The 22,167-nt window shown below is 52.7% G+C and carries 22 protein-coding genes and 4 tRNA genes; 18 read left to right on the top strand and 8 right to left on the bottom strand.

What is annotated here, in order from left to right:
• Nucleotides 1-21: 21 nt before the first annotated feature.
• A complete protein-coding gene (locus BM322_RS06280; RefSeq protein WP_075429054.1) occupies nucleotides 22-840 on the top strand; it encodes a MetQ/NlpA family ABC transporter substrate-binding protein in 819 nt (272 codons plus the stop codon).
• A 115-nt stretch (nucleotides 841-955) separates the two neighbouring features.
• On the opposite strand, the gene BM322_RS06275 is transcribed toward BM322_RS06280, so the two are convergent.
• Nucleotides 956-1,033 (bottom strand) — tRNA-Arg (locus tag BM322_RS06275).
• 264 nt (nucleotides 1,034-1,297) lie between these two features.
• On the opposite strand from BM322_RS06275, the gene BM322_RS06270 reads away from it, so the two are divergent.
• The 5 genes from BM322_RS06270 (at nucleotide 1,298) to BM322_RS06250 (ending at nucleotide 5,635) form a co-directional block, all read left to right on the top strand.
• Nucleotides 1,298-1,912, top strand: a complete 615-nt coding sequence (locus BM322_RS06270; protein WP_082334407.1) for a TetR/AcrR family transcriptional regulator — start codon at nucleotides 1,298-1,300, stop codon at nucleotides 1,910-1,912.
• A gap of 40 nt (nucleotides 1,913-1,952) precedes the next feature.
• On the top strand, nucleotides 1,953-3,140 hold the full coding sequence (nirJ1, locus tag BM322_RS06265; RefSeq protein WP_075429053.1) for a putative heme d1 biosynthesis radical SAM protein NirJ1: 1,188 nt from the start codon (nucleotides 1,953-1,955) through the stop codon (nucleotides 3,138-3,140).
• Between the two features lies 1 nt (nucleotide 3,141).
• Nucleotides 3,142-4,140, top strand: a complete 999-nt coding sequence (gene nirJ2 / locus BM322_RS06260; RefSeq protein ID WP_075429052.1) for a putative heme d1 biosynthesis radical SAM protein NirJ2 — start codon at nucleotides 3,142-3,144, stop codon at nucleotides 4,138-4,140.
• Nucleotides 4,141-4,258: 118 nt separating this feature from the next.
• Nucleotides 4,259-5,107, top strand: coding sequence for a histidinol-phosphatase (locus tag BM322_RS06255; RefSeq protein WP_075429051.1), 849 nt, complete (start codon nucleotides 4,259-4,261; stop codon nucleotides 5,105-5,107).
• 294 nt (nucleotides 5,108-5,401) lie between these two features.
• Nucleotides 5,402-5,635, top strand: a complete 234-nt coding sequence (locus tag BM322_RS06250; RefSeq protein ID WP_075429050.1) for a hypothetical protein — start codon at nucleotides 5,402-5,404, stop codon at nucleotides 5,633-5,635.
• A 70-nt stretch (nucleotides 5,636-5,705) separates the two neighbouring features.
• On the opposite strand, the gene BM322_RS06245 is transcribed toward BM322_RS06250, so the two are convergent.
• On the bottom strand, nucleotides 5,706-6,281 hold the full coding sequence (locus tag BM322_RS06245) for a hypothetical protein (RefSeq protein ID WP_075429049.1): 576 nt from the start codon (nucleotides 6,279-6,281) through the stop codon (nucleotides 5,706-5,708).
• A gap of 104 nt (nucleotides 6,282-6,385) precedes the next feature.
• On the opposite strand from BM322_RS06245, the gene hydF reads away from it, so the two are divergent.
• The 6 genes from hydF to BM322_RS06215 all read left to right on the top strand — a co-directional run bounded on the left by hydF (nucleotide 6,386) and on the right by BM322_RS06215 (nucleotide 12,470).
• On the top strand, nucleotides 6,386-7,600 hold the full coding sequence (hydF, locus tag BM322_RS06240) for a [FeFe] hydrogenase H-cluster maturation GTPase HydF (RefSeq protein ID WP_075429048.1): 1,215 nt from the start codon (nucleotides 6,386-6,388) through the stop codon (nucleotides 7,598-7,600).
• Between the two features lie 86 nt (nucleotides 7,601-7,686).
• Nucleotides 7,687-8,706, top strand: coding sequence for a hypothetical protein (locus tag BM322_RS06235; protein ID WP_143102197.1), 1,020 nt, complete (start codon nucleotides 7,687-7,689; stop codon nucleotides 8,704-8,706).
• A gap of 146 nt (nucleotides 8,707-8,852) precedes the next feature.
• Nucleotides 8,853-9,788, top strand: a complete 936-nt coding sequence (gene metA / locus BM322_RS06230) for a homoserine O-succinyltransferase (protein ID WP_075429047.1) — start codon at nucleotides 8,853-8,855, stop codon at nucleotides 9,786-9,788.
• Between the two features lie 74 nt (nucleotides 9,789-9,862).
• A complete protein-coding gene (locus BM322_RS06225) occupies nucleotides 9,863-10,501 on the top strand; it encodes a hypothetical protein (protein WP_075429046.1) in 639 nt (212 codons plus the stop codon).
• 15 nt (nucleotides 10,502-10,516) lie between these two features.
• On the top strand, nucleotides 10,517-11,416 hold the full coding sequence (locus BM322_RS06220) for an ROK family protein (protein WP_075429045.1): 900 nt from the start codon (nucleotides 10,517-10,519) through the stop codon (nucleotides 11,414-11,416).
• Nucleotides 11,417-11,522: 106 nt separating this feature from the next.
• Nucleotides 11,523-12,470 (top strand): LPP20 family lipoprotein, encoded by a 948-nt coding sequence (locus tag BM322_RS06215; protein ID WP_075429044.1) that lies wholly within the window; start codon nucleotides 11,523-11,525, stop codon nucleotides 12,468-12,470.
• Between the two features lie 75 nt (nucleotides 12,471-12,545).
• Here BM322_RS06215 and BM322_RS06210 read toward each other — a convergent pair whose 3' ends face one another.
• From BM322_RS06210 to dhaL, 6 genes are all read right to left on the bottom strand, one after another.
• Entirely contained in the window at nucleotides 12,546-13,304 is a 759-nt protein-coding gene (locus BM322_RS06210; RefSeq protein WP_075429043.1) for a sulfite exporter TauE/SafE family protein, read from the bottom strand.
• A 133-nt stretch (nucleotides 13,305-13,437) separates the two neighbouring features.
• Nucleotides 13,438-13,512, bottom strand: a tRNA-Glu gene (locus tag BM322_RS06205).
• Between the two features lie 4 nt (nucleotides 13,513-13,516).
• Nucleotides 13,517-13,591: transfer RNA gene (locus BM322_RS06200), tRNA-Glu, on the bottom strand.
• A gap of 6 nt (nucleotides 13,592-13,597) precedes the next feature.
• A tRNA-Glu gene (locus BM322_RS06195) sits at nucleotides 13,598-13,672 on the bottom strand.
• A 24-nt stretch (nucleotides 13,673-13,696) separates the two neighbouring features.
• Nucleotides 13,697-15,157 (bottom strand): glutamate--tRNA ligase, encoded by a 1,461-nt coding sequence (gltX, locus tag BM322_RS06190; protein ID WP_075429042.1) that lies wholly within the window; start codon nucleotides 15,155-15,157, stop codon nucleotides 13,697-13,699.
• A gap of 131 nt (nucleotides 15,158-15,288) precedes the next feature.
• Complete coding sequence (dhaL, locus tag BM322_RS06185; protein ID WP_075429041.1) at nucleotides 15,289-15,912, bottom strand: dihydroxyacetone kinase subunit DhaL; 624 nt, start codon at nucleotides 15,910-15,912, stop codon at nucleotides 15,289-15,291.
• A gap of 315 nt (nucleotides 15,913-16,227) precedes the next feature.
• Between dhaL and BM322_RS06180 the strand changes: the two genes are divergently transcribed.
• The 6 genes from BM322_RS06180 to sstT all read left to right on the top strand — a co-directional run bounded on the left by BM322_RS06180 (nucleotide 16,228) and on the right by sstT (nucleotide 22,157).
• Nucleotides 16,228-17,139, top strand: a complete 912-nt coding sequence (locus BM322_RS06180) for a LysR family transcriptional regulator (protein ID WP_075429040.1) — start codon at nucleotides 16,228-16,230, stop codon at nucleotides 17,137-17,139.
• A complete protein-coding gene (locus BM322_RS06175; protein ID WP_075429039.1) occupies nucleotides 17,140-17,535 on the top strand; it encodes a thioesterase family protein in 396 nt (131 codons plus the stop codon). It abuts the gene before it with no gap.
• 142 nt (nucleotides 17,536-17,677) lie between these two features.
• Complete coding sequence (locus BM322_RS06170) at nucleotides 17,678-18,370, top strand: response regulator transcription factor (protein ID WP_075429038.1); 693 nt, start codon at nucleotides 17,678-17,680, stop codon at nucleotides 18,368-18,370.
• 25 nt (nucleotides 18,371-18,395) lie between these two features.
• Complete coding sequence (locus BM322_RS06165) at nucleotides 18,396-19,817, top strand: ATP-binding protein (RefSeq protein ID WP_143102201.1); 1,422 nt, start codon at nucleotides 18,396-18,398, stop codon at nucleotides 19,815-19,817.
• Between the two features lie 18 nt (nucleotides 19,818-19,835).
• Nucleotides 19,836-20,690, top strand: a complete 855-nt coding sequence (rfbD, locus tag BM322_RS06160; RefSeq protein ID WP_075429036.1) for a dTDP-4-dehydrorhamnose reductase — start codon at nucleotides 19,836-19,838, stop codon at nucleotides 20,688-20,690.
• 201 nt (nucleotides 20,691-20,891) lie between these two features.
• The gene (gene sstT / locus BM322_RS06155; protein ID WP_075429035.1) at nucleotides 20,892-22,157 is read left to right on the top strand and encodes a serine/threonine transporter SstT; all 1,266 of its coding nucleotides are present in this window, start codon (nucleotides 20,892-20,894) and stop codon (nucleotides 22,155-22,157) included.
• The last annotated feature ends 10 nt before the right edge of the window (nucleotides 22,158-22,167 follow it).

Here is a 22,167-nt window from a genome sequence, read left to right as displayed (position 1 = left end):
TTGGGGAAAGGATGATAAATCATGAAACTTAGAAAATGGATAGCAGCCGCTTTGGCGATTACGGCTTTACTGGCAGCAGGCTGCGGCTCGCAGAGCGATAATGGTGCGGACAAGAAAGAACTGGTATACAGCAAATCCCAGGGGCCATACTCGGAACTGTTTGAACAGGGCGTGAAGCCGATCCTGGAAGCGAAGGGCTATAAGCTGGTCGGAAAGGATATGTCGGATCTATTGCAGGCGGATGTGGTGCTCAACGATGGCGAGGTGGATTTCAATGTCGAGCAGCACACGGCCTATATGGAAAACTTCAATCAGAAGCAGGGGGGCAAATTGGCAGCTATCACGCCGATTCCCACGGTGCCGGCAGGGATTTACCCTGGCAAGAAGTCGGACCTGAAGGAGATTGCCGCCGGCGACCATATCGCGGTGCCCAATGATGCGGCCAATACTGCCCGCGCCTATGCACTCTTGCAGAAGGCTGGCTGGATAAAGCTCAATCCCCAGAAAGACCTGTCGACGGTAACCCAGGCTGATATCATTGAAAATCCGTATAATCTGCGCTTCACGGAGATGAAGTCCCTCAACATCCCTGCCGTGCGCACGGATTTCGATTTCATCGTGATCACGGGATCGATTGTCTATAATGCCAAAATCAATCCGCAGACTGCCTTGCTGACCGAAGACATCCTGCCGCACCTGCTGCTCCAGCTCGTGGTGCGTGAGAAAGACAAGGATGCCAAGTGGGTCAAGGATATCGCTGATGCCTATCATTCGGTGGAGTTCAAAGAGTACATGCAGAAAAACAATAAGGGGCTTTGGTATGTCCCCGAAGAGAAATAGATAACAAAAACGTGGCTATTGCCTGGTATGGTGCAATAGCCACGTTTTTGCTGTGTTCAGTCTGGAAAAACAAAAAAGCCCTTATCCCGAAGGAATAAGGACTTGTCAGTCAAAATGGTGACCCAGGAGGGACTCGAACCCCCGACCCTTTGATTCGTAGTCAAATACTCTAATCCAGCTGAGCTACTGAGTCATGGTTGATATTCTGTTCGCTGATCGCTGTCGCAATCAACGAATATTATAATATCACTGGCAGGGGAATATGTCAACAGTTTTTTGTGATTTCTTTTAAAAATTTTTTTCGGTTGTTTTCTGGTGGATGCAGTTGTTGGTAAAATTATGAATATAGTTCATTTTTCTCTTTTCAGCGAAATAGTTTTCGATTATAATAAAAGAGAACGATAATATAGAATGAGCATTAATACAAAATGCAGGCATAGTTAGGAGAGCGATGGAGATGGAGGAGAAGATGGGGCGCCGGGAGCGGAAGAAAATGCTCTCTCGCCAGGCCATCCTTGCTGCGGCTGTGGAGCAGTTCAGCCACAAGGGATTCAAGGAGACTTCCGTAGCAGATATCATGAATGCCGCGGATCTGGGCATCGGAACGTTCTACAATTACTTTCAGTCCAAGGAGGAAATCCTTGTCCAGCTGATGCAGGAAATGGTGCGCGAGGTGGCAACGGAGCTGAAGGAATTGCGCGCCCAGAACCGGCCGGCCAGAGACCTCCTGGAGGCTGGCTGCCGCATCACGGCGGCCTTCCTGGACAAGAACCGCTATGTGCTGCCGCTGTTTTTGTCGGCAGCTGACCATTCCGGCCTGCCGGAGGGGAGCGATAAGCAGACGAAGGTCCTTTCGCCAGGGTTCAAGGTAATCTTTGAGCGTATCCTGCGGGAAGGTCAGGAAAGGGGTGAGGTGCGCAATGATGTGCCGCCGGAGCTTATAGCCGAGATGTTCCATTCGATTTATCAGGCAGCGGCGTTCAGCAAGCTCAACCTTTCGTTCCAGGAGAATGTGGCGATGAAGACGTGCTTGCTGCTCGATGGCGTTTGTGTGGAGAATTCTGGCAACTGATGTGTGTATGATGATGTAATTTTTAGGAGTGTACGAAGTAATGATCAGTGTAACGAAGCTTTTATTTGCCCGCGATTATTTTGGCGATGGCCTGCGGTATACGAAGAATGCCCATACGATGCGCAATGGAGCAGCGGAAGGGATGGGGCCGGTCGTTGTCTGGAATTCCACGAAGACCTGCAATCTCAAATGCATGCATTGCTATATGGGCTCGGATGCGCAGAAGTACAAGGATGAACTGACGACGGCTGAGGCCAAGAAGTTCATCGATGATTTGGCAGAGTTCCATGTGCCGGTGCTGCTGTTCTCGGGCGGTGAGCCGCTGATCCGTCCAGATTTCTTTGAGCTGGCTGAGTATGCGCAGCAGAAAGGCGTGCGTCCGACCCTGTCGACGAATGGCACGCTGATTACGCGGGAGGTCGCGCAGCGCATCAAGGATATCGGCGTGGGCTATGTCGGCATCTCGCTGGACGGACTCAAGGATGTCAACGATAAGTTCCGTGGTGTCGATGGTGCCTTCGAAAAGGCCATGCAGGGCATCAAGAACTGTGTAGCTGTCGGTCAGCGCGTCGGCCTTCGCTTTACAATCAATCATCACAACATCAAGGAGCTCGATAATATCTTCGATTTCATTGAGCGCGAGAATATCAATCGTGTCTGCTTCTATCATCTGGTCTACTCGGGCCGTGGTGAGCATATGGTGGATCAGGACGTCACGGCAGATGAGTCGCGCCGGGCAATGGATACGATTATCCGTCGCACCAAGGACTTCGAGGAGCGCGGCCTGGAGAAGGAAATCCTGACCGTCGACAATCACTGCGATGGCGTCTACATGTATCTCAAGGCACTGGCTGCTGGTGAGGATGAGGTAGCTGCCCAGATCAAGAAGTACATTGCGATGAATGGCGGCAACCGCTCAGGCATCGCCTTCGGCGAGGTCGATCCGCTGGGGTATGTGCATCCGGATCAGTTCACGCAGCACCATACCTTTGGCAATGTGCGTGAGCGCAAGTTCGGTGATATCTGGTCGGATGTCTCGAATCCGATCATGGCAGGCCTCAAGGACCGCAAGCCGCTGCTCAAAGGCCGTTGTGCCAAGTGCAAATGGCTCGACAACTGCAACGGCAATTTCCGCACGCGGGCCGAGGCGGTCACGGGCGATTTCTGGGAGTCGGATCCCTCCTGCTACCTTACGGATGAAGAAATCGGTTTGACGGAGGGCAGATAAGATGAAGATCATTTCGTGGAATACGACGAATGCTTGCAATATGTACTGTGCCCATTGCTACCGTGATGCTGGCTGCAAGGCTGAGGAGGAACTGAACACCGAGGAGGCCAAGAAACTCCTGCGTGAGATTGCTAAGGCAGGGTTCAAGATCATGATCTTCTCGGGCGGCGAGCCGCTGACGCGTCCGGATATCTTTGAGCTCGTAAAGTATGCCTCTGACCTGCATCTGATTCCGGTGTTTGGCACGAACGGCACATTGATCACGCCGGAAGTGGCCGGGAAACTCAAAGAGGCTGGAGCCAAGGGGATGGGGATTTCCCTCGATTCCCTCGATAAGGCGAAACATGATAAATTCCGCAATTTCCCTGGTGGCTGGGATGGTGCTGTGGCCGGCATGAAGAACTGCCGCGAGGCTGGCATCCCGTTCCAGATCCATATGACCATCATGGACTGGAATCAGGCAGAAGTAGAAGCTATGGTGGATTTTGCCGTGGAACTTGGGGCCAAGGCTGTGCATTTCTTCTTCCTCGTGCCGACGGGGAGAGCCAAGACTATCGAAGAAGAATCCCTGCGCGCTGAGCAGTACGAAAACGTACTTACGCGCATCATGAAAAAACAGCAGGAGGTCGATATCGAGCTCAAGCCGACCTGTGCGCCGCAGTTCCTGCGTATCGCTGACCAGCTAGGCTACAAGAGCCGTTTCCATCGCGGCTGTCTGGCAGGACTTTCCTACTGCATCATCAGCCCGCGCGGCAAAGTGCAGCCCTGCGCGTACCTCAATATGGAACTCGGTGACGTTCACGAAACGCCTTTTGATGAGATCTGGGAAAACAGCGAAGTGCTGAAAAAGCTCCGCACGCTTGATTATAGCGGTGGCTGTGGCACTTGCAATTATAAAGGCGCTTGCGGCGGCTGCCGCGCCCGCGCTGCCTACTATCATGATGGCGACTATATGTCCGAGGAGCCGTGGTGCCTGTATCATGGCCGTCGTGGCGAATAAATGATCTGAGACCTTCCCGTAAGGGGAGGTCTTTTCTATTGGATGGTGTGTAAACCTGTAACTTTTGCGAAGGATATGCTACAATGGGGGCACAGGTCTTTATGGGGAGGTTGATACGATGAAGATTGATTACCATATGCATTTTGAGAAGGGTTCATACGATAAGGATTGGGTTGAAGGTTTCTTTACGGCAGCTAAGGCGCGTGGCCTGGCGGAAATCGGCATTTCCGAGCACTCGCATACATTTCCTGAGTTCAAAGAACTCTACTATGAGGATCTTGTCCTTGATGATTCGTTTATCGGCAAATTCCAGCAGCAGTGGCTGAAATCCAACAAGTTCAAGTATACGCTGGACGAATATTTTGCTTTTATGGCGGAGCTGCGCAAGACACATACGGTGCGCACGGGCATCGAGGTCTGCAATTTCCAGGATCAGGGCAAGGTCCGTGATATCCTGAAGGACTATGACTTCGATTATGTGATCGGCTCGGTGCATTTCCTGCGGGGTTGGGCCTATGATTCGGCGGAAATCAAGGCGGAGTGGAAACGGCACTCGCTTGAAGATATCTATGAATGGTATACGGAGGAAATCGAGAAACTCGCTGCGGCAGGGCTTTATGATGTGCTCGGCCATCCTTTCAATATCCGCCTGTTCAAGTTCCTGCCGGACTTTGATGTGACACCGTATCTGGAGCGGGCCGTCAAGGCGCTCAAAAAAGCCAATATGATCGTAGATGTCAATACGGGGACGCTCTACCGCTACCCGATTGCTGAGATTTCGCCGTATCCGGATTTCATGCGCCTGGCGGCGAAGTATGATTTGCCGATCATCACGACTTCGGATGCGCATAAACCGGAGGATTGCGGCGCGTACAATCAGGAGGCTGTTGATTATGCGAAGCAGTTTGGCTATACGAAAACGCTGCAGTTGGCAGGTCGTCAACGCAAGATTATCGATCTAGATTGATACGATAAAGACAGTTTATTCACTATAAAAAATATTCTAACAAATCTATTGACAAGGGTACTTACTGGGAGTAAAATATAGGTACAAAGTAAATATTAAGTGGATTAAGAATTTTACATATTTTTGTTACGTGAGCTAAAGTTTTTGATGATAATCGACGATATAACTTGTAACAGAGCAGCAATGACAGAGGATTGTACTTGCATGATTGGAAATTGATCGAGATAATGTGGAGGGTTATTTCATCAATTCGATCAATTGCAATCAGGATTTTTGTTACAAGGAGAGATTATCATGAAAGTACAGATTTATTCTCAGTGGATGGAAGATGTATTTATTCCCGTCCGCGTAAAACAGTTCACGAAAGCAGCTAAACTGATGGGTCATACCGATTTCAAAGCTTATGCTGAGGATCATGACGTGGTCGGCCGGACTTTAGCAGATTGCAAGTCTGCAGAGTATCAGGCAGTAGCTGAATGGCTCGATAGCCGTGAGAATGATAACAACGTGGCTGAAGGTGTCGCGTAACAAAATATGTAAGAATGGCGCCCCTGATTTATCGTGCAGGCGGCGCCTTTTATTGTGCATTTTGGGGCAATCAGTGCAGTTCCTGTGGTGGTTTCGGCAGCGTGATGTCGAGCTTTACTTCCTGGACAGCGCTGGCATGCTTGCGCATCTGCACGGAGGTTTTCTGAGCCCACACCTGCTGGACTTTCTTGCGGTAGCCTTCGTCAGAGAATGGCTTTTGCAGCTGATTCTTGACGTGCTTGCGCAGGATGCTCATGAATTTTTCGTTGACCTGTACCTCACGCTGTGCGAGCAGGATCTGTAGGGAGGTGTCGACGAGATAGAGATGGATCACGGAATCGCGCAGGCTTTTTTCCGTTGGGAGAAGCTCGGGCTTGATGCTGGTCAGTGAGAACGGTGCGTCGCCCCAGCCTTCTTTGAAGATACCGTCAATCTGGTAGAGGAAGAACAGCAGCCCGTCCTGTTCGTAGAGGGCAAGCTCCATCTTGCCTGTGCGGAAGGCCTCGACGGCAATGATATCGGTGTGTGAGAGCTGCAGGATGAACATGCTGCCATTGGCGTCAATCTGGAACATGCCGCCGTCCAGCTGATTCTTGATGGGCAGCGGGAAGTGCTCGCCCACCTGGAAATTCGTATAGTCACTCATGGATGAAAACTCCTTTGTTTCTGTTATGTACCAATACAGTGTATCATATTTCTGTGGGGCTGTGCTATACTGAATAAGAGGAATGACGCAAGGAGTGAGGAGAAATGAGCCTTAATGATACACCAAGGGCCAATCGGCTGCATATTGGCCTGTTTGGCAAGCGCAACAGCGGCAAATCGAGTCTGGTCAATGCATTGACGGGACAGCAGGTAGCGACTGTATCTGCCGTACCAGGAACGACGACAGATCCTGTCTACAAGGCCATGGAACTTCATGGTATCGGGCCGGTGGTATTTATCGATACGGCTGGATTCGACGATGAAGGAGAGCTCGGGGCGTTGCGCGTCGGTCGGACTGAGCAGGCAGCTAAGGAAACAGATATCGCCCTGGTACTTTTCAGCGATGAGGATATGGCTGGGGAGTGTGCGTGGATCAAACGCCTGCAGGGAGCAAAGACGCCAGTGGTAGCCGTGGTAAGCCGGGCGGATGTGCTGGCCGATGGCGGTCAGGACTTGGTTCAGAAGATAGAGGAGCAGGCAGGTTTTACACCGATTGTCGTCAGCGCTGTTGAGAAAAGCGGACTGGATGCGCTGCGGGCTGAAATCATTCGCCAGCTGCCGGAGGATTATGAGGCTGAGAGTATCACGGCAGGACTTTGTGAGCCGGGCGATACGGTACTGCTGGTCATGCCGCAGGATATACAGGCCCCGAAGGGGCGGCTGATCCTGCCGCAGGTACAGACCTTGCGCGAGCTTTTGGATAGGCATTGCCATGTGCTTTGCTGCACGACGGATGAGCTGACGGCGACATTGGCATTGCTCAAGGCGCCGCCGCAGCTCATCATCACGGATTCGCAGGCATTCCGCAGCGTCCATGCCCAGAAACCGGCAGCGAGCCGCTTGACCTCCTTTTCGGTGTTGTTTGCAGGTTATAAGGGGGATATCGCTTACTTTACCTCATCGGCACGCAAGCTGCTGGAGCTCCCTGCTGAGGCGCATATCCTGATTGCTGAGGCGTGCACGCATCGGCCGTTGACGGAAGACATTGGCCGTGTGAAATTGCCGCGGCTATTGCGCAAGCGTCTGGGAGAGAAAATAACGATTACGATGACGGCAGGGCGTGATTTCCCGCAGGATCTGCGACAGGCGGGAATCGATTTTGTCATCCATTGCGGCGCCTGCATGTTCAATCGCAAATACGTGCTGAGCCGTGTGGCCGAGTGCCGCGGGCAGGGCGTGCCGATGTCGAATTATGGCATTGCGATTGCGGCCTTGCTGGGAATCCTGGATGATGTAGAAATGCCAGGCCGCAGGAATTGACAGGGAAGGATTTGCCTGGCAAACGCAAATACGGTACAATGATACATATTCCGATAGAGATATTGATGACAAAGAGGAGGACAGTAATGCGAAAGAACATACGATACATGCTTGGCTTGGGCACTTGCTCGTTGTGGCTTTTCATGGTTGCGCCGGCGTTTGCCCAAACGGTGGTCAATACCAATCCTGAGACGGCAGTGATTCGTCTGGCCTCGACGAATACCGCAGCAAAGGAAACGGCAAAGCCAGCTGACAAGCCAGAAGTGCCGGCAGGCTGGTTCTGGCTCAGCTCGGATGACAAGTACAGCAAGTTCATCGACTTGCAGTCGGTGGTAGCGATGCCGCGACGCAGTTCAGCAGGCAATGCCTATGAGACCGATGTCCAGGCCTGGACCAAGACGGAGTACAGCTATGAGGGCGCCAAGGAGACCCTGGCGGCATATGGCCTGCTTGAAAAGATCGGTGATCCGAGCAAGCTGTCCTATAGCACGGCCTTGCTGTCGATGAATCCGCAGACGCGTCAGGTGTGGTATATGGAGGAGCATTTCCATGAGGCATCGGGTAAGGTGATCTGGTCTAATGCCCATGATGTGGCTTATCGCAACAATGATGCCAAGGGCAAGGAAATCAATTCGCAGGCCTTTGATGCCTCGTTCTATCAGGCGGCGCTCGACCGGGCTTTCCGTGGTGCTGGCGAGACAGCCCGGGCTGAGGCTAAAGACCGCTGGTATGATATCTTTACGAAACAGACTCCGGATGGTATCCGCTATTCGATTGCTGCTGATACGACGACGATGCGCATGGAGAAGAATAATCTGATCTTCTGGAGCTGGCAGGAGACCAAGGATGCCGATGGCAAGGTGGTCGATGTCAAGTTCCTCAAGATGGCGATGAACCTGCCGGAGGCAACGCTGCTCGTCATCAATGGGACCCATTGGGCTCCACAGACAGGCTGGCAGTCCCTTGAGAATGAGCTTGATGGGCATTACCGCATGATTCCGTCGACGTCAGAGGAGTACCAGATGGTCACAGCCCTGCGCGACTATGCCAAGAGCCATGACGCGTGGGTCAACCGCTATAAACGTCTGTATGCACCGAAGAATTGAAGAAAATATCCTGGCCGGTTCTTGGAAAAGAACCGGCTATTTTGCTGTAATGGTGTAAATGAATGGCCATATTTATGGTATAATGGAAAAAGTATGTGCACAAATGTAAAGATTGTGTGGGAATGAGAAACGAAGGAAGTGGTTGAATGCCAATCAAGATACCAAATGCGCTGCCAGCAGCGCATATTCTCGAGAGTGAGAATCTGTTCGTCATGGATGCGGACCGTGCCTATAGCCAGGATATCCGTCCGCTGAAGATATTGATCTTGAATCTGATGCCGATAAAATACATCACCGAGACGCAGCTGCTGCGCCTGCTAGGCAACTCGCCGCTGCAGGTCGAGGTTGATTTCATCTATACGGAGACCTATGTACCGAGCCATACGCCAAGTGACTATCTGGCGCAGTTCTACGGTACCTTCGATGAGGTGCGTCATAAGAAATACGATGGCATGATCATCACGGGCGCTCCGGTCGAGAATATGGAGTTCGAGGAGGTGGCCTACTGGGATGAGGTCAGCGAGATCATGGAGTGGAGCAAGACCCATGTTTACTCGACTTTCCATATCTGCTGGGGGGCACAGGCAGGCCTTTACTACCATTACGGTATACCGAAATACTCGGTGCCTGAGAAGATATTCGGTGTTTTCAAGCATCATACCTGTGTCAAGTATGAGCGGCTGCTGCGTGGCTTTGACGATGAGTTCTATGTGCCGCATTCGCGCCATACGGAAGAACACAAGGAAGATATCCTGAAGGTGCCGGAGCTCACAATCCTGGCGGAGTCGGATGAGGAGGCGGGGCCCTACATCATTGCAAATCTGGCCAAGCGGCAGTTTTTCATCACGGGGCATGCCGAGTATGACCCGACGACGCTCAAGCAGGAATATGACCGCGATCTCAAGGCAGGCATGAACCCGAAGATTCCGCAGAACTACTATCCCGATGATGACCCGTCAAAACCGCCAATCGTGCGCTGGCGCAGTGTGGCACACCTGCTGTTTGCCAACTGGCTCAATTATTATGTCTATCAGGAGACGCCGTATGAACTCGATGAGCTCTATAAAGAGGTGGACGATTGAGTTCAGTGTGTTTTCAGTTGCTGATGATATACTGACAACATTTGAATGAATCCATTACTAAAGGGGAAGATTACATGAAAATGCGATGGGGAGCGGGTCTGTTGGCAGCTGCGATGTTGTTTGTGGCGATGCCGCAGGCAGGTGCAGAGGAAAAGATTTCGGAGGACATCTATCAGTGGGTGCAATCGACTGCCCGTCAGAATTATTACTTCAACAAACAGCATATCTATTTTGGCAAGGATGAAAAGGAAAATATCAATCTCAATATCATCACCGTGCCTGCCTTGAAGACATATGATTCCATTCAGATACAGGATGTGGTATCCAAACGCCGCTGGAAAGGACAGTCGACGGCTGGCTATGGTGATTTGGCAGGCTGTGCAGAATATCTGCAGTTAAACATCAAAGACCAGACCGTAGATATCATGAAACATGAAGACCTTGACAGCGATTGGGGAACGCTGGGGACGTCGACCGTGAAACGTACGGTAAAGCTGGCAGAGCTGTCAGAAAAAGACGTTGATGCCAAGTTCTATCATGCCATCATCAAGTATGCAGAGGTACATGCCAAGGAGATTGCTGCACGTACGGAAAAAGAGAAGGGCACCAAGATAACGAAAGAGGCCCAGAAACAGCTCGAGAAGGGGCTGGGGGCACCGCAGGATGGCAAGGATGCTTCCAAGGATACGAAAAACAAGAAAAAACGCAAATAAAGTGTGGCGTATAGCATGAAAAGATATGTAGCAATAGACATAGGCGGCACAGCCATCAAATACGGCCTGGCTGATGCGCAGGGAAAATTTGCCGTCAAGAAGAACAGGCCGACGCTGGCCCGCGAAGAAGGCGGCGAGGGGATTGTCCGCAAGGTAATAGAGATTGTCCGGCAGTACCAGGCTGAAGAGCCGGTGGCAGGCGTTGCAATCGATACGGCGGGCATAGTGAATCCTGTGACAGGGGATATTGTCTTTGCCGGTGAGCAGAGCTTTCCGGGGTACAGCGGCGTGCGGCTTGGCACGCTGGTGCAGGAGGCTTGTGCGGTTCCCTGTGCAGTCGAGAATGACGTCAATGCGGCGGCTTTGGGCGAGTATTGGCAGGGAGCGGCGAAAGGTGCTGGCTCGGCCTTCATGATGACGGTCGGCACAGGGATTGGCGGCTGCTTTATCCTCGATGGCAAGGCCTGGCATGGTGCGGGGTTCAGTGCTGGTGAGGCTGGTTTCATGCGCCTGCATGGTCAGCCGCAGATTTTCGAGGAGGCAGCCTCGACGCGGGCGATGATCGTGGAGGCTGCGGCATCGCATAATGTGTCGCCAGCAGAACTCACAGGAGAGCAGGTCTTTGCCTGGGCATTAGCAGGTGATGTGGATGCAGTGATTGCAATCGAGCATATGGTTGATAATCTTGCTGAGGGAATTGCCAACATCTATTGCCTGCTGAATCCTGAAGTTTTTGTGCTGGGCGGTGGTATCATGGCGCAGCAGGACTATCTGCGGCCGCGCATCGAGCAGCGTTTGGAGGCGTTGGTGGTTCCGGCTATGCGCGATGCGACGCGGCTGGAGTTTGCTCAGCTGGGCAATGACGCCGGGATGACTGGTGCGCTGTACTCTTTATTGACTAGAGCAACTATTTAATGAAATTTAAACCCCGATTCAAGAGGATTTTAAGAGAATTTGTTTAATATACTCTTAGGTGGATAACTGATAGTTAGAGCTTTTGAAAGAATGAGGGGGAAGAAAGATGATGAGAGTATCCAGACTGCTGGCAACGCTGGTTGCCATGACAGCTATCATGGTTTTTTCCATGGCGACGGTCTTTGCAGCAGCCAATGACAATGTGGACTGGGATAACAGCGTAATCCGCGCTACAGGCGGTGGGGTGGCACCGTCGCGGGCGCGTACGCAGGCGCAGGCCCGCATGATGGCTCGTCGGGCAGCTATCGTCGATGCTTATCGCCAGCTGGCTGAGTATGTTGGCGGTGTGAACATTGACGGTGAGACGACCGTCAATATGGCCGAGGTCACGAGCGATGTCATCCGCACGCGGGTCAATGCGACGATTCGTGGTGCCAGGATCATCAAAGAGGGTGTGACTAGTGATGGCGGCTACGAGGTGACGATGGAGGTGCCACTGTTTGGCGTTTCTGCGTCGGTGGCCAGTGCGGTCATGGAACGTCCGGCAACTGTCGAGGCATTCCCGGAGCCGGTACCGTCGGTAGAGCCGGCAGCACCATCGTCGGTCCATATCGATATCAATGTAGGAACGGGCACGACGACGCCTAGCGTGGATACGGGGACGACTGGCTCGGCGGCATCGTCCAAGGGTTCCTCAGCAGCATCAGCACCATCTGGTCGCGCCATTGGCGGCTACACGGGCCTTATCGTTGACTGCCGTGGCCTTGACCTCAAGCCGGTCATGAGCCCGGTCATCAAGAATGAGAGCGGTCAGCCAATCTATGGCTACAAGAACCTTGATTACGACAAGGTGGTCTCCAACGGTATGGTAGGCTATACGCGTGATATCAACCGTGCAGGCCGCGCTGGCAGCAATCCGCTGGTGGTAAGGGCTATTGCCCTTGACAACCATAACGGCAACCCGATCCTTGCGACGGCAGATGCCAATCGCGTGCTGATCGAGAATGGGGCAACCCATTTCCTTGATGCGACGAATGTCGTTTTCCTGCGCTGATATAAAATGCAATAACGAAGCGAGAATATTAAAGCGGATAGCCGTGCATGGCTATCCGTTTTTGTTGTCCATATGTCAATGGAAGAGGATCATGGTGATGCCGCCGATGGCTGGCAGGGCAACGATGGCGGCCTTGAGCAGGGGCAAAGGTGCCAGGTGCGTGCCTTTGGCACCGAACCAGGCACCAAACATGAGGCCTGCCAGTGTCTGGATGAAAATCATGAAGTCTAGGCGGTCGTTGAACAGGTAGCCGAGGCCGCCGGCGGCCGATATCGGCAGGATGATCATCATGCAGGTGCCGATGGTCTGCAGCAATGGCACGCCGAAGATGACCATCAGGGCCAGCTGGATATAGGCAGCTGCACCGATGCCGAAGGCGCCAGAGAGAAAGCCGGTGATGATACCGGTGGCAAGGCCGTAGATCCAGAGCTTGCGGCCGGTCAGGAGCTCACTGCGCATCGGTGTGTGGGCGGCGAGCCATTTGTCATGATAGAGCTTGACATAGAGGATGATGGCGCTGGAGAACAGCATGATACCTGTGATGGAGCTCAGGAAATCAGCAGGCATCAGATTGGAGACGTTGGCACCGAGGAAGGCGCCACTGATGCCACCAAAACCGATGATGGCACCGGTCTTGACGATGACTTCCTTCTGGCGGAAATGGCTGATGGTACCTGAGAGCATCGTGAAGACCATCGAGGCTAAAGCGACGGCGAGAGCTGTATGGATTGGGATATGAAAGCCGACAGTCAGCAAGGTGATGGTGACGCCGGCACCGCCAGCGCCGACAAAACCGATGACAGCGCCGAGCAGCAGCATGGAGAAGAACAACATGGAGAGAGTCACAGCCTTTCTGTAGGGGTAAGTGTTACATTTCATTATAAGAGCTCATGAGGAAATGTCAAATCGTTGGGAAAGTGCTGCGCACAACAAAAAAGCCAGGATAAACATCCTGGCTGAAATTTCTTGGTGACACCTATGGGATTCGAACCCATGAACCCGGCGTGAGAGGCCGGTGTCTTAACCACTTGACGAAGGTGCCGATTTGGTGACGCCTATGGGATTCGAACCCATGAACCCGGCGTGAGAGGCCGGTGTCTTAACCACTTGACGAAGGCGCCGATATTTGGTGACACCTATGGGATTCGAACCCATGAACCCGGCGTGAGAGGCCGGTGTCTTAACCACTTGACGAAGGTGCCACGTAACTGACTTGATTTATTATATTACATGTTTTGCAAATTTGCAAGGCTTTTTTTCAATCTTTCCAAAGAAATTTTCTTGCCCAGCAAAGAAAGCAGTTCCGTAGCGCCACCTGGCGTTACTTTCTGGCCTGCGACAGCGATGCGCAGTACCCACATGACAAGGCCTTTCTTGAGTTCTTTTTCTTCGATGAAGGCCTCGAGCTTTGCGTAGAGGTTGTCGTTGTTCCAGTCTGCTTCGTCGACGTTCTCGATGAGCTCGATGAGCGTCGGCAGCAGTTCGACGGCTTTCTCGACCGTGACCTTGTTGCGCTTGTTGACGTAGAGCTCAGCGTCAAAAGCTGGCATATTGATGAGGAAACTGATCTCGCCAGCAATCTCGCCAAAGCGCGTCAGGCGGGTCTTGAGCAAGGCAGCAAGGCTTTCCCAGTTGGCAGCAAGGTTTTCCGGCAGATCTCCAGCGAATTTGCGGGCCATCTCTGCAAAGGTCTTATCGTCCATGGCCTTGAAGTATTCGCCATTGATCCAGCCGAGCTTGTCGTAGTCGAAGACTGCTGGTGATTTGGAGAGACCGTCGAGGCTGAAGTGGGCGATGAGCTCGTCCATCGAGAAGATTTCCTGGTTGGTAGTCTTCGGGTTCCAGCCGAGCAGGGCAACGTAGTTGACGATGGCCTCCGGCAGGTAGCCCATGTTGACGAGGTCGTCGAAGGACGTGGCACCATGACGCTTGGAGAGTTTGGAGACGGAGCCGTCTTCGTTCTTGCCCATGACCGGTGCCAGGTGGATGAAGGTCGGAACCTCCCAGCCATAAGCCTGATAAAGCAGGTTGTACTTCGGCGTGGATGTGATGAATTCGGCGCCGCGCATGATATGCGTGATGCCCATCAGATGGTCGTCGATGACATTGGCGAAGTTATAGGTCGGCATGCCGTCGCGTTTGAGCAGGACCTGATCCTCGAGCTCTTCGTTCGGGATCGTGATGTTGCCGTGCAGCACATCGAAGAAGGTCGTCTCGCCCGAAAGCGGCATCTTCTGGCGGATGACATAGGGATCGCCATTCGCTAGATGCTTGTCGATGACATCCTGCGGCAAATCGCGGCAGGTGCGGTCATAGCCGCCGAACTGGCCGACGGAGTGATCTTCATTGGGATCGCAGAAACAGTAGTAAGCATGGCCGCTCTTGACGAGCTCTTCGGCGTACTTCTTGTAGATGTCCATGCGCTCGCTCTGGATGTATGGGCCGCAGTTGCCGCCGATATCCGGGCCTTCGTCCGGGACAATCTTGGCGAGTTCGAGGGTGCGGTTGATGAAGTCGACGGCATCGGCGACATAGCGCGTGCGGTCGGTATCCTCGATGCGCAGGATGAAGTCACCTTTCTGTGCCTTGGCGTAAAGGTAGCCATAAAGCGCGGTGCGCAGGTTGCCGATGTGCATATAACCCGTCGGGCTCGGAGCAAAACGGGTGCGGACTCTCTGTTCAGTCAATGTTATTTCCTCCTAATTTATACAATCCTGTATTGCGTCGAAATTTCTTCTATGAGTATACTACAAACCCGGAATAGGGGCAAACATAAAAGCCTTCTCCTGTGCCCGGATGGCGGAGAAGGCTCGGTCGCTTAGTTTTTCAAGAATTGGTACAGGGCCCGGTACATGATCATGGAGCTTACGGCACCGGGGTCTTCAAAGCCGATGCTGCGCTCGCCGACGAGGCTGGCACGGCCTTTGCGGGCAGCGATGGTCTTGGTGTAGTTGACCCCTTCGCCAGCGGCCCTGGAGGCTTCCTGCAGGACCTCGAACAGCGTCTTGCCCTGAGCATTTTCGGGCAGGAAGCATTCGTAGACCGGAATCAGCGTGTCGAGCATGGTTTTGTCGCCGCGCTCAGCATGGCCACGCTTCTGGATGCCCTCGATGGCGGCGCGCAGGAGCTTTTCCATGCTGACGACGTTCATATGTGTGTCAGTGTCGCAGGCCTCACCGGCTTTGACGAAGCCCGTGCCGTAGAGCGGGCCAGCTGCACCACCGACGTTCTGGATCAGTGCCTTGCCGATGGCTTTGAGGACTGGACCAGGTTTTGACGTATCGTCCATTTCGTCGACGGCTTCCTGGGCGGCGCGGAAACCGCGGGCCATGTTGAGGCCATGATCGCCATCGCCAATCTTAGCATCAAGGCTGGTAAGGTAATCCTTCTGAGCTATGATAGCAGCTGCAACGGCATCCAATGCATCTTTGATTCTGGTCATTCGAAAACTCCTTTATCGCAAAAACATTCATTTAAGTACTATGTATCTATTGTGTGGAGAACAATAGAGCGTGATTGATAAATTTCCTCATAATATTATAACATGGGATAGCTAAAGCACAAGTGTGAATTGACAGAAATATGGGATAAGAGTTACATCTTTACACTTGGTTTGATTGTAAACTTTGTCCGTACTATGAAATTTCGCCAAAAAAGTTTGCCTATTTCTGGCAAGAAAAGTATAATAGAATTAATAAGAGTATACCTACTATAAGAATATAGTATATCAATAGGGAGAGTAAGAAAGAGGAGCGTTATGGAAATCAAGGATATGAGGGCGTTCTATGCCATCGTCGAGGAGGGAAATATCAGTCATGCGGCGCAGCGGCTCGATATTGCGCAGCCTGCGTTGTCGCGGCAGATGAAACGTCTTGAGACGGCACTGGGGGTACAGCTCTTTGAGCGTGGCAGCCGCCGCATCCGCTTGACTGATGCCGGCCGTGTCATGTATTCGCGCGTGGAGCATATTCTCGGCATGGTTGACGGAACCGTGCGGGAAATCACGGAAATCGGCTCGGGGGTTGCGGGCTCGATCCGCATCGGTACGATTACCTCATCGGGGGCGATGCTGCTGCCGGAGCTCATCACAGAGTTCCATGCGCGGTACCCGAATGTCACGTATCAGATTTGGGAGGCTGAAGGGTCCCGCATCCTCGAGCTGCTGGACAACCGCGTCATCGAGATTGGTGTGACGCGCACCCAGGTGGACTCGAAGGTCTATGAGTCGATTGTTCTTCCCAATGAGCCCTTCGTGGTCATCATGAACAAGAACGATGAGATTGGTGAGGCCGGTGACTGCGTCCGCATGGAAGAGCTCAAGGATGCACCAATCATCATTCCACTGCGTTGGCAGTCGATTTTTGTCTCGAATTGCCGCAAGCTCGGTTTCGAGCCCAATGTGGTCTGTGTCAGTGACAGCATCGTGCAGGACCTGCTGCTGGCGAAGATGGACATGGGCTATGCGCTGGTGCCAATCTCGTCGAAGAACCTGCTGACCGATGGCAATCTGATCTATAAGAAGCTGGTGGAGCCGGAGATGAGCACGCATACGGTGGTTGCATGGCTCAAGAATCGCACGCTCTCTTCATCGAGTGCCCATCTTATCAATTTATTCCGGGAAATGTATCTAAGCGAAGGCTGTGAGGCCGGTAATGGAGGCGAATGGTAAATGGAATTGACGGAAATCAAGGTTGGCGTCGCAAATACCGTTACGGAAATGGTTACTGAGCAGAATACGGCGGCAGCTCTAGGCAGTGGCAGTTTGCCGGTCTATGCGACACCGGCGATGACCTGCCTGATGGAAAAGGCGGCAACGGAGGCTATTGAGGGGCTTTTGCCGGAAGGCTGGACCAGTGTAGGCATCTCACTGTCTGTCCAGCACAAGGCACCGACACCTGTCGGCCTTACAGTGCGGGCTGAGGCTGAGGTTACCGCTGTTGATGGGCGCAAGGTTGCATTTGCTGTCCGTGCCTTTGATGACCGTGAAGAGATCGGCTTCGGTACTCACGAACGCTTTGCCGTGCAGAAGGACAAGTTTGTGGCCAAGGCCGCAGCGAAAGCCTGAAGGTTCCGCGGGGGTTATATTTGAATTAGAAATGAAAGGCAGGGGTTTAATTTCCCTGTCTTTCGTTATATCATAGTAATGGACTATAAATAGAAACATTATGTGATAGCTGTGATCACGTATATTTCGGAGGTTTTTTAGAATGGCGAATACACGTATTTTTATTGTTGAGGATGAACGAAGGATCGCGCGTTTTCTGCAGATTGAGCTTGAGCATGAAGGTTATGAGACTGAAACCGAGGAAAACGGCCTGCGGGCCTTTGAGCGCATTGCCCAGGAGGATTATGACCTCGTGCTGCTCGACATCATGCTGCCTGATATGGATGGCATGACGATCTGCCGCAAGGTCCGTGAGATTTCCGATATCCCTATCATCATGCTGACGGCGCGTGACGATGTCGAAGACAAAGTCAATGGTCTCGATATCGGTGCCGATGACTACATGACGAAGCCGTTTGCCATCCAGGAACTTTTGGCCCGCGTCCGCAACGCGCTGCGCAAGCCGCGTGCTGATGGCCGTGAGGTGAGCCTTGAAGGTGAGAAGCTGCAGGTTCGCGATCTGATCATGTATCCGAGCCGCTATGAAGTGCGCGTCAAGGGCGAGGAAGTACAGCTGACGAAGAAGGAATACTCGCTGTTGGAGTATCTGCTGCGCAACAAGCGTAATGTCCTCACGCGCGATCAGATCCTGCAGGAGGTCTGGGGCTATGATTACACGGGCGACACGAACGTTGTCGATGTCTATATCCGTTACCTGCGGGCTAAGATTGACGATCATTTCGATGAGAAATATATCTTCACTGTCCGAGGCGTAGGATATGCGATCAAGGATTAAAGCCTGGCTGCGTCACCCTGAGATGATGTTCAACCGGTTGCGTTATGCGCGGATTTCGACGAAAATCACTTGTTTTTATGCGTCGGTCCTGTTGCTCGTACTGATACTTACCAGTGTGCTGACAGGACTCGGCGTTTATTTTTCGTTCTACCATCAAGCTGAAGTGGAGATCGAGATCAGCATGAATCATGTGCTGGAGCGCATGCGTCAAGGACGGCCGATGGGCGACAGTTTCTGGAAGGATGATCCGGTCATGCCGGGCGTGGTGCTGCGCATCACGGATATCACGGGGCAGGTCGTCTACGAGAATGATGCCCGCTATCCGTCGCTGAAGCGCATCGAGAGCAGCTCGGTCAAGAATCCGCCATTCTGGGCCAACAAGAACATGCAGGTTGCTGAAGTGCGCAATATGACCATCTATCATGCCAAGATGGATGTTGAGTATCAGGGACAGATCTATCAGCTGCATTTTTTCAAGACCATAACAGCGGAGAAGCATTTCCTGGAGACGCTGCAGAAGATATTGTTCCTGATGACCATACTGGGCTTTGTGCTGGCGCTGCTGGCAGGGTATTTTGTCAGCAAGCGCATCCTGCTGCCTATCCGCGAGATGACGGCGACAGCCCGCAAGATCGAGGTGGAGAAGATGGATCGCCGCATCACGGTGCCGCCGGCCCGTGATGAGCTCGCGGAGCTTGCGGATACGTTCAACCATATGCTTGAGCGTCTCGAGGCAGGCTTCAAGCAGCAGCAGCGGTTCGTATCAGATGCCTCTCATGAGCTTAGGACACCGGTCACGGTCATCCTGGGCTATTCTGATCTGTTGTCACGCTGGGGACGGTCGGATAAGGAGGTCCTTGACGAAGGTATCTCCTCTATCCGCTCGGAGGCCGAGGATATGCAGCAGCTGATCGAGAAGCTGCTGTTCTTGGCACGTGCAGACCAGAAAAGACAGGTGCTCCATAAGGAACGCATCGAGCTCTCGGAGCTTGTCGAAGATGTCATGCGCAAGATGAAACTCGTGACCAAGACCCATTCGGTGGATCTCCTGCAGAATGATGAAGGAGTCATCTATGCTGATCAGGTCACGATGCGGCAGATGATGCGCATCTTTTTGGAGAACAGCGTCAAGTATACGCCGCAGGGAGGCCATATCACAGCTAGATCCTGCCGGCTGCCCGATGGACAGCATATCCAGCTGGAACTTGCCGATGACGGCATCGGTATAGCCAAGGAAGACCAGCAGAAGGTATTTGAGCGCTTTTACCGCGTCGATGCTTCCCGTACGAAGGCTGAAGGTGGGGTCAGCGGTACGGGGCTGGGTCTTTCGATTGCGAGCTGGATCTGTGAGCAGCATGGCATTGAAATCTCGATGGAGAGCGCACTGGGCGAAGGTACGAAGATGATCTTGAAGATTCCATTGGCAGAAGAGAATCTTTTGGTGTAGAGAGAAAGGATAGGGAATATGAAGGTATTGGTTACCGGCGTGACGGGGCAGCTCGGGCACGACTGCGTGAAGGAACTTGAACGCCGCGGTATAGAGGCCAGAGGCGTCGCCAGCCGGGATTTTTCATTGACGGACTATGCAGCGGCCAAGGCGTATATCGAGGCGTATCGTCCCGATGTCATCATGCACTGTGCTGCTTATACGGCGGTGGACAAGGCAGAGGATGAGCCGGAACTCTGTGAGGCAGTCAATGCGGGGGGCACGCGCAATCTGGCTATGATTGCGCGGGACATCGATGCTAAGATGATTTACATCAGTACCGATTATGTGTTTCCGGGGGATGGAGAGTCATCCTATGAACCGTCGGCTGCTAAAGCTCCGCAGAATGTTTATGGGCTTTCTAAACTCCATGGCGAAGAGGCTGTGCAGGAGCTTTTGGACAAGTATTTCATCGTGCGCATTTCGTGGGTGTTTGGCATCAATGGCAAGAACTTCATCCGGACGATGCTGAAACTCAGCGAGAAGCATGATGCGCTGAATGTGGTCGATGACCAGATTGGTTCGCCGACCTATACCCATGATCTGGCTGTGCTGTTAGCCGATATGGCGCAAAGTGATAAGTATGGTGTCTATCATGCGACAAATGAGGGCATCTGCTCTTGGGCGGAGCTGGCAGCTGAGACGTTCCGGCAGGCTGGACGGAACGTAACGGTTACGCCGGTGCCGTCGTCGGCTTATCCGACTAAGGCTGTGCGGCCAAAGAATTCGCGGCTTAGCAAGCAGTGTCTCGAAGATGCTGGGTTCCGGCGGTTGCCATCCTGGCAGGATGCCGTGAAACGTTATCTGCTGGAACTTAACACAAAAGCAGATTGAATATTTAATATGTCCACGAAATACGCACATATCTAAAAGATATGTGCGTATTTTAGTACACTGGACGGATAGTTCACTCGTGAAAAACATTTTTACTAAAATATCTTGCAAGAGTGTAAAGTTTGATGTATACTAACATATGTATTTCTAGCAAAGACGGACTGATTTTACGTAATAAAAGTTTTAAGGGAGATGTTTCTGATGTCCAACCAGTTGAAGAAAATTGGCCGCAAGTATCAGGAAACGGCGCTTATCAAGCTGATTGCCGTTGGCCTGGTTATCGGCATTATCCTGGCCGTGGCTGCACCGCAGACGGTGCCGGTCATCGCTATCTTTGGTGATTTGTTTGTGCGTGCTTTGAAGGGCGTGGCACCAATCCTCGTGTTCGTGCTGGTCATGAATGCGATGGCTCAGAAGAATGCTGATGCCAGCGCCTCGATGCGCCCGATTGTCAAACTCTATGTGATTGCTACGTTCCTGGCATCGCTGGTAGCAGTTGGCTTTTCCTTTGCCTTCCCGACCAGCCTGCAGCTGCAGATGGCTGATGCCAAGCTCGCTCCGCCGAGTGGTATCCTGGAAGTCCTGCACAACCTGATCCTCAGTGTGGTAGACAATCCGATCCATGCAATCGCGTCGGCTAACTACATCGGTATCCTGGCTTGGGGTGTTCTCTGCGGTCTTGCTTTGCACAGTGCCTCGGATACCACGAAAGTCATGATCAATGATTTGGCGAAAACGGTGACGAAAATCGTCCAGTGGGTTATCCGCTTTGCTCCGTTCGGTATCATGGGCCTCGTTGCCAATGCCATTGGCGAAAGCGGCCTTGGCGCACTTTTGGGCTATGTCCAGCTGCTCTGTGTCCTGCTCGGAGCCTTCTTCTCAGTAGCTCTCATCATGAATCCGCTTATCGTCTATGCTCATATCCACCGCAACCCGTTCCCGCTGGTTTGGACGACACTGCGTGAAAGCGGTATCTATGCGTTCTTTACCCGCAGCTCGGCGGCTAATATCCCGGTTAACCTGTCCCTCTGCAAACGCCTGCGTCTCGATGAAGATACCTATTCGATTTCGATTCCCCTCGGTGCGACGATCAACATGAGTGGTGCGGCGATTACGATTGCTGTCCTGTCGCTGGCTGCAGCCCATACGCTGGGCATTGATATCGATATGCCGACGGCATTGCTGCTCTGCATTATCGCAACGGTTGGTGCCTGCGGTGCTTCCGGTGTCGCTGGCGGCTCGCTGCTGCTTATCCCGGTAGCCTGCTCGTCTTTTGGTATCGGCAACGACATCGCCATGCAGGTCGTTGGTGTTGGTTTCATCATCGGTGTGTTGCAGGATTCCTGTGAGACGGCTCTCAACAGCTCCAGTGACGTCCTGTTCACAGCCACGGCAGAGTTTGCCAAACGGGCAAAAGCTGGCACGCTGACGGCGGATGACATGGTTCCGGCTCTCGAAGAAGAATAAAGACATACAA

Origin of the sequence: Selenomonas sp. GACV-9 (genome assembly GCA_900116485.1) — a bacterium.
Classification (GTDB): Bacteria; Bacillota; Negativicutes; order Selenomonadales; family Selenomonadaceae; genus Selenomonas_A; species Selenomonas_A ruminantium_G.
This window is presented reverse-complemented; position numbering and strand designations above follow the sequence as displayed.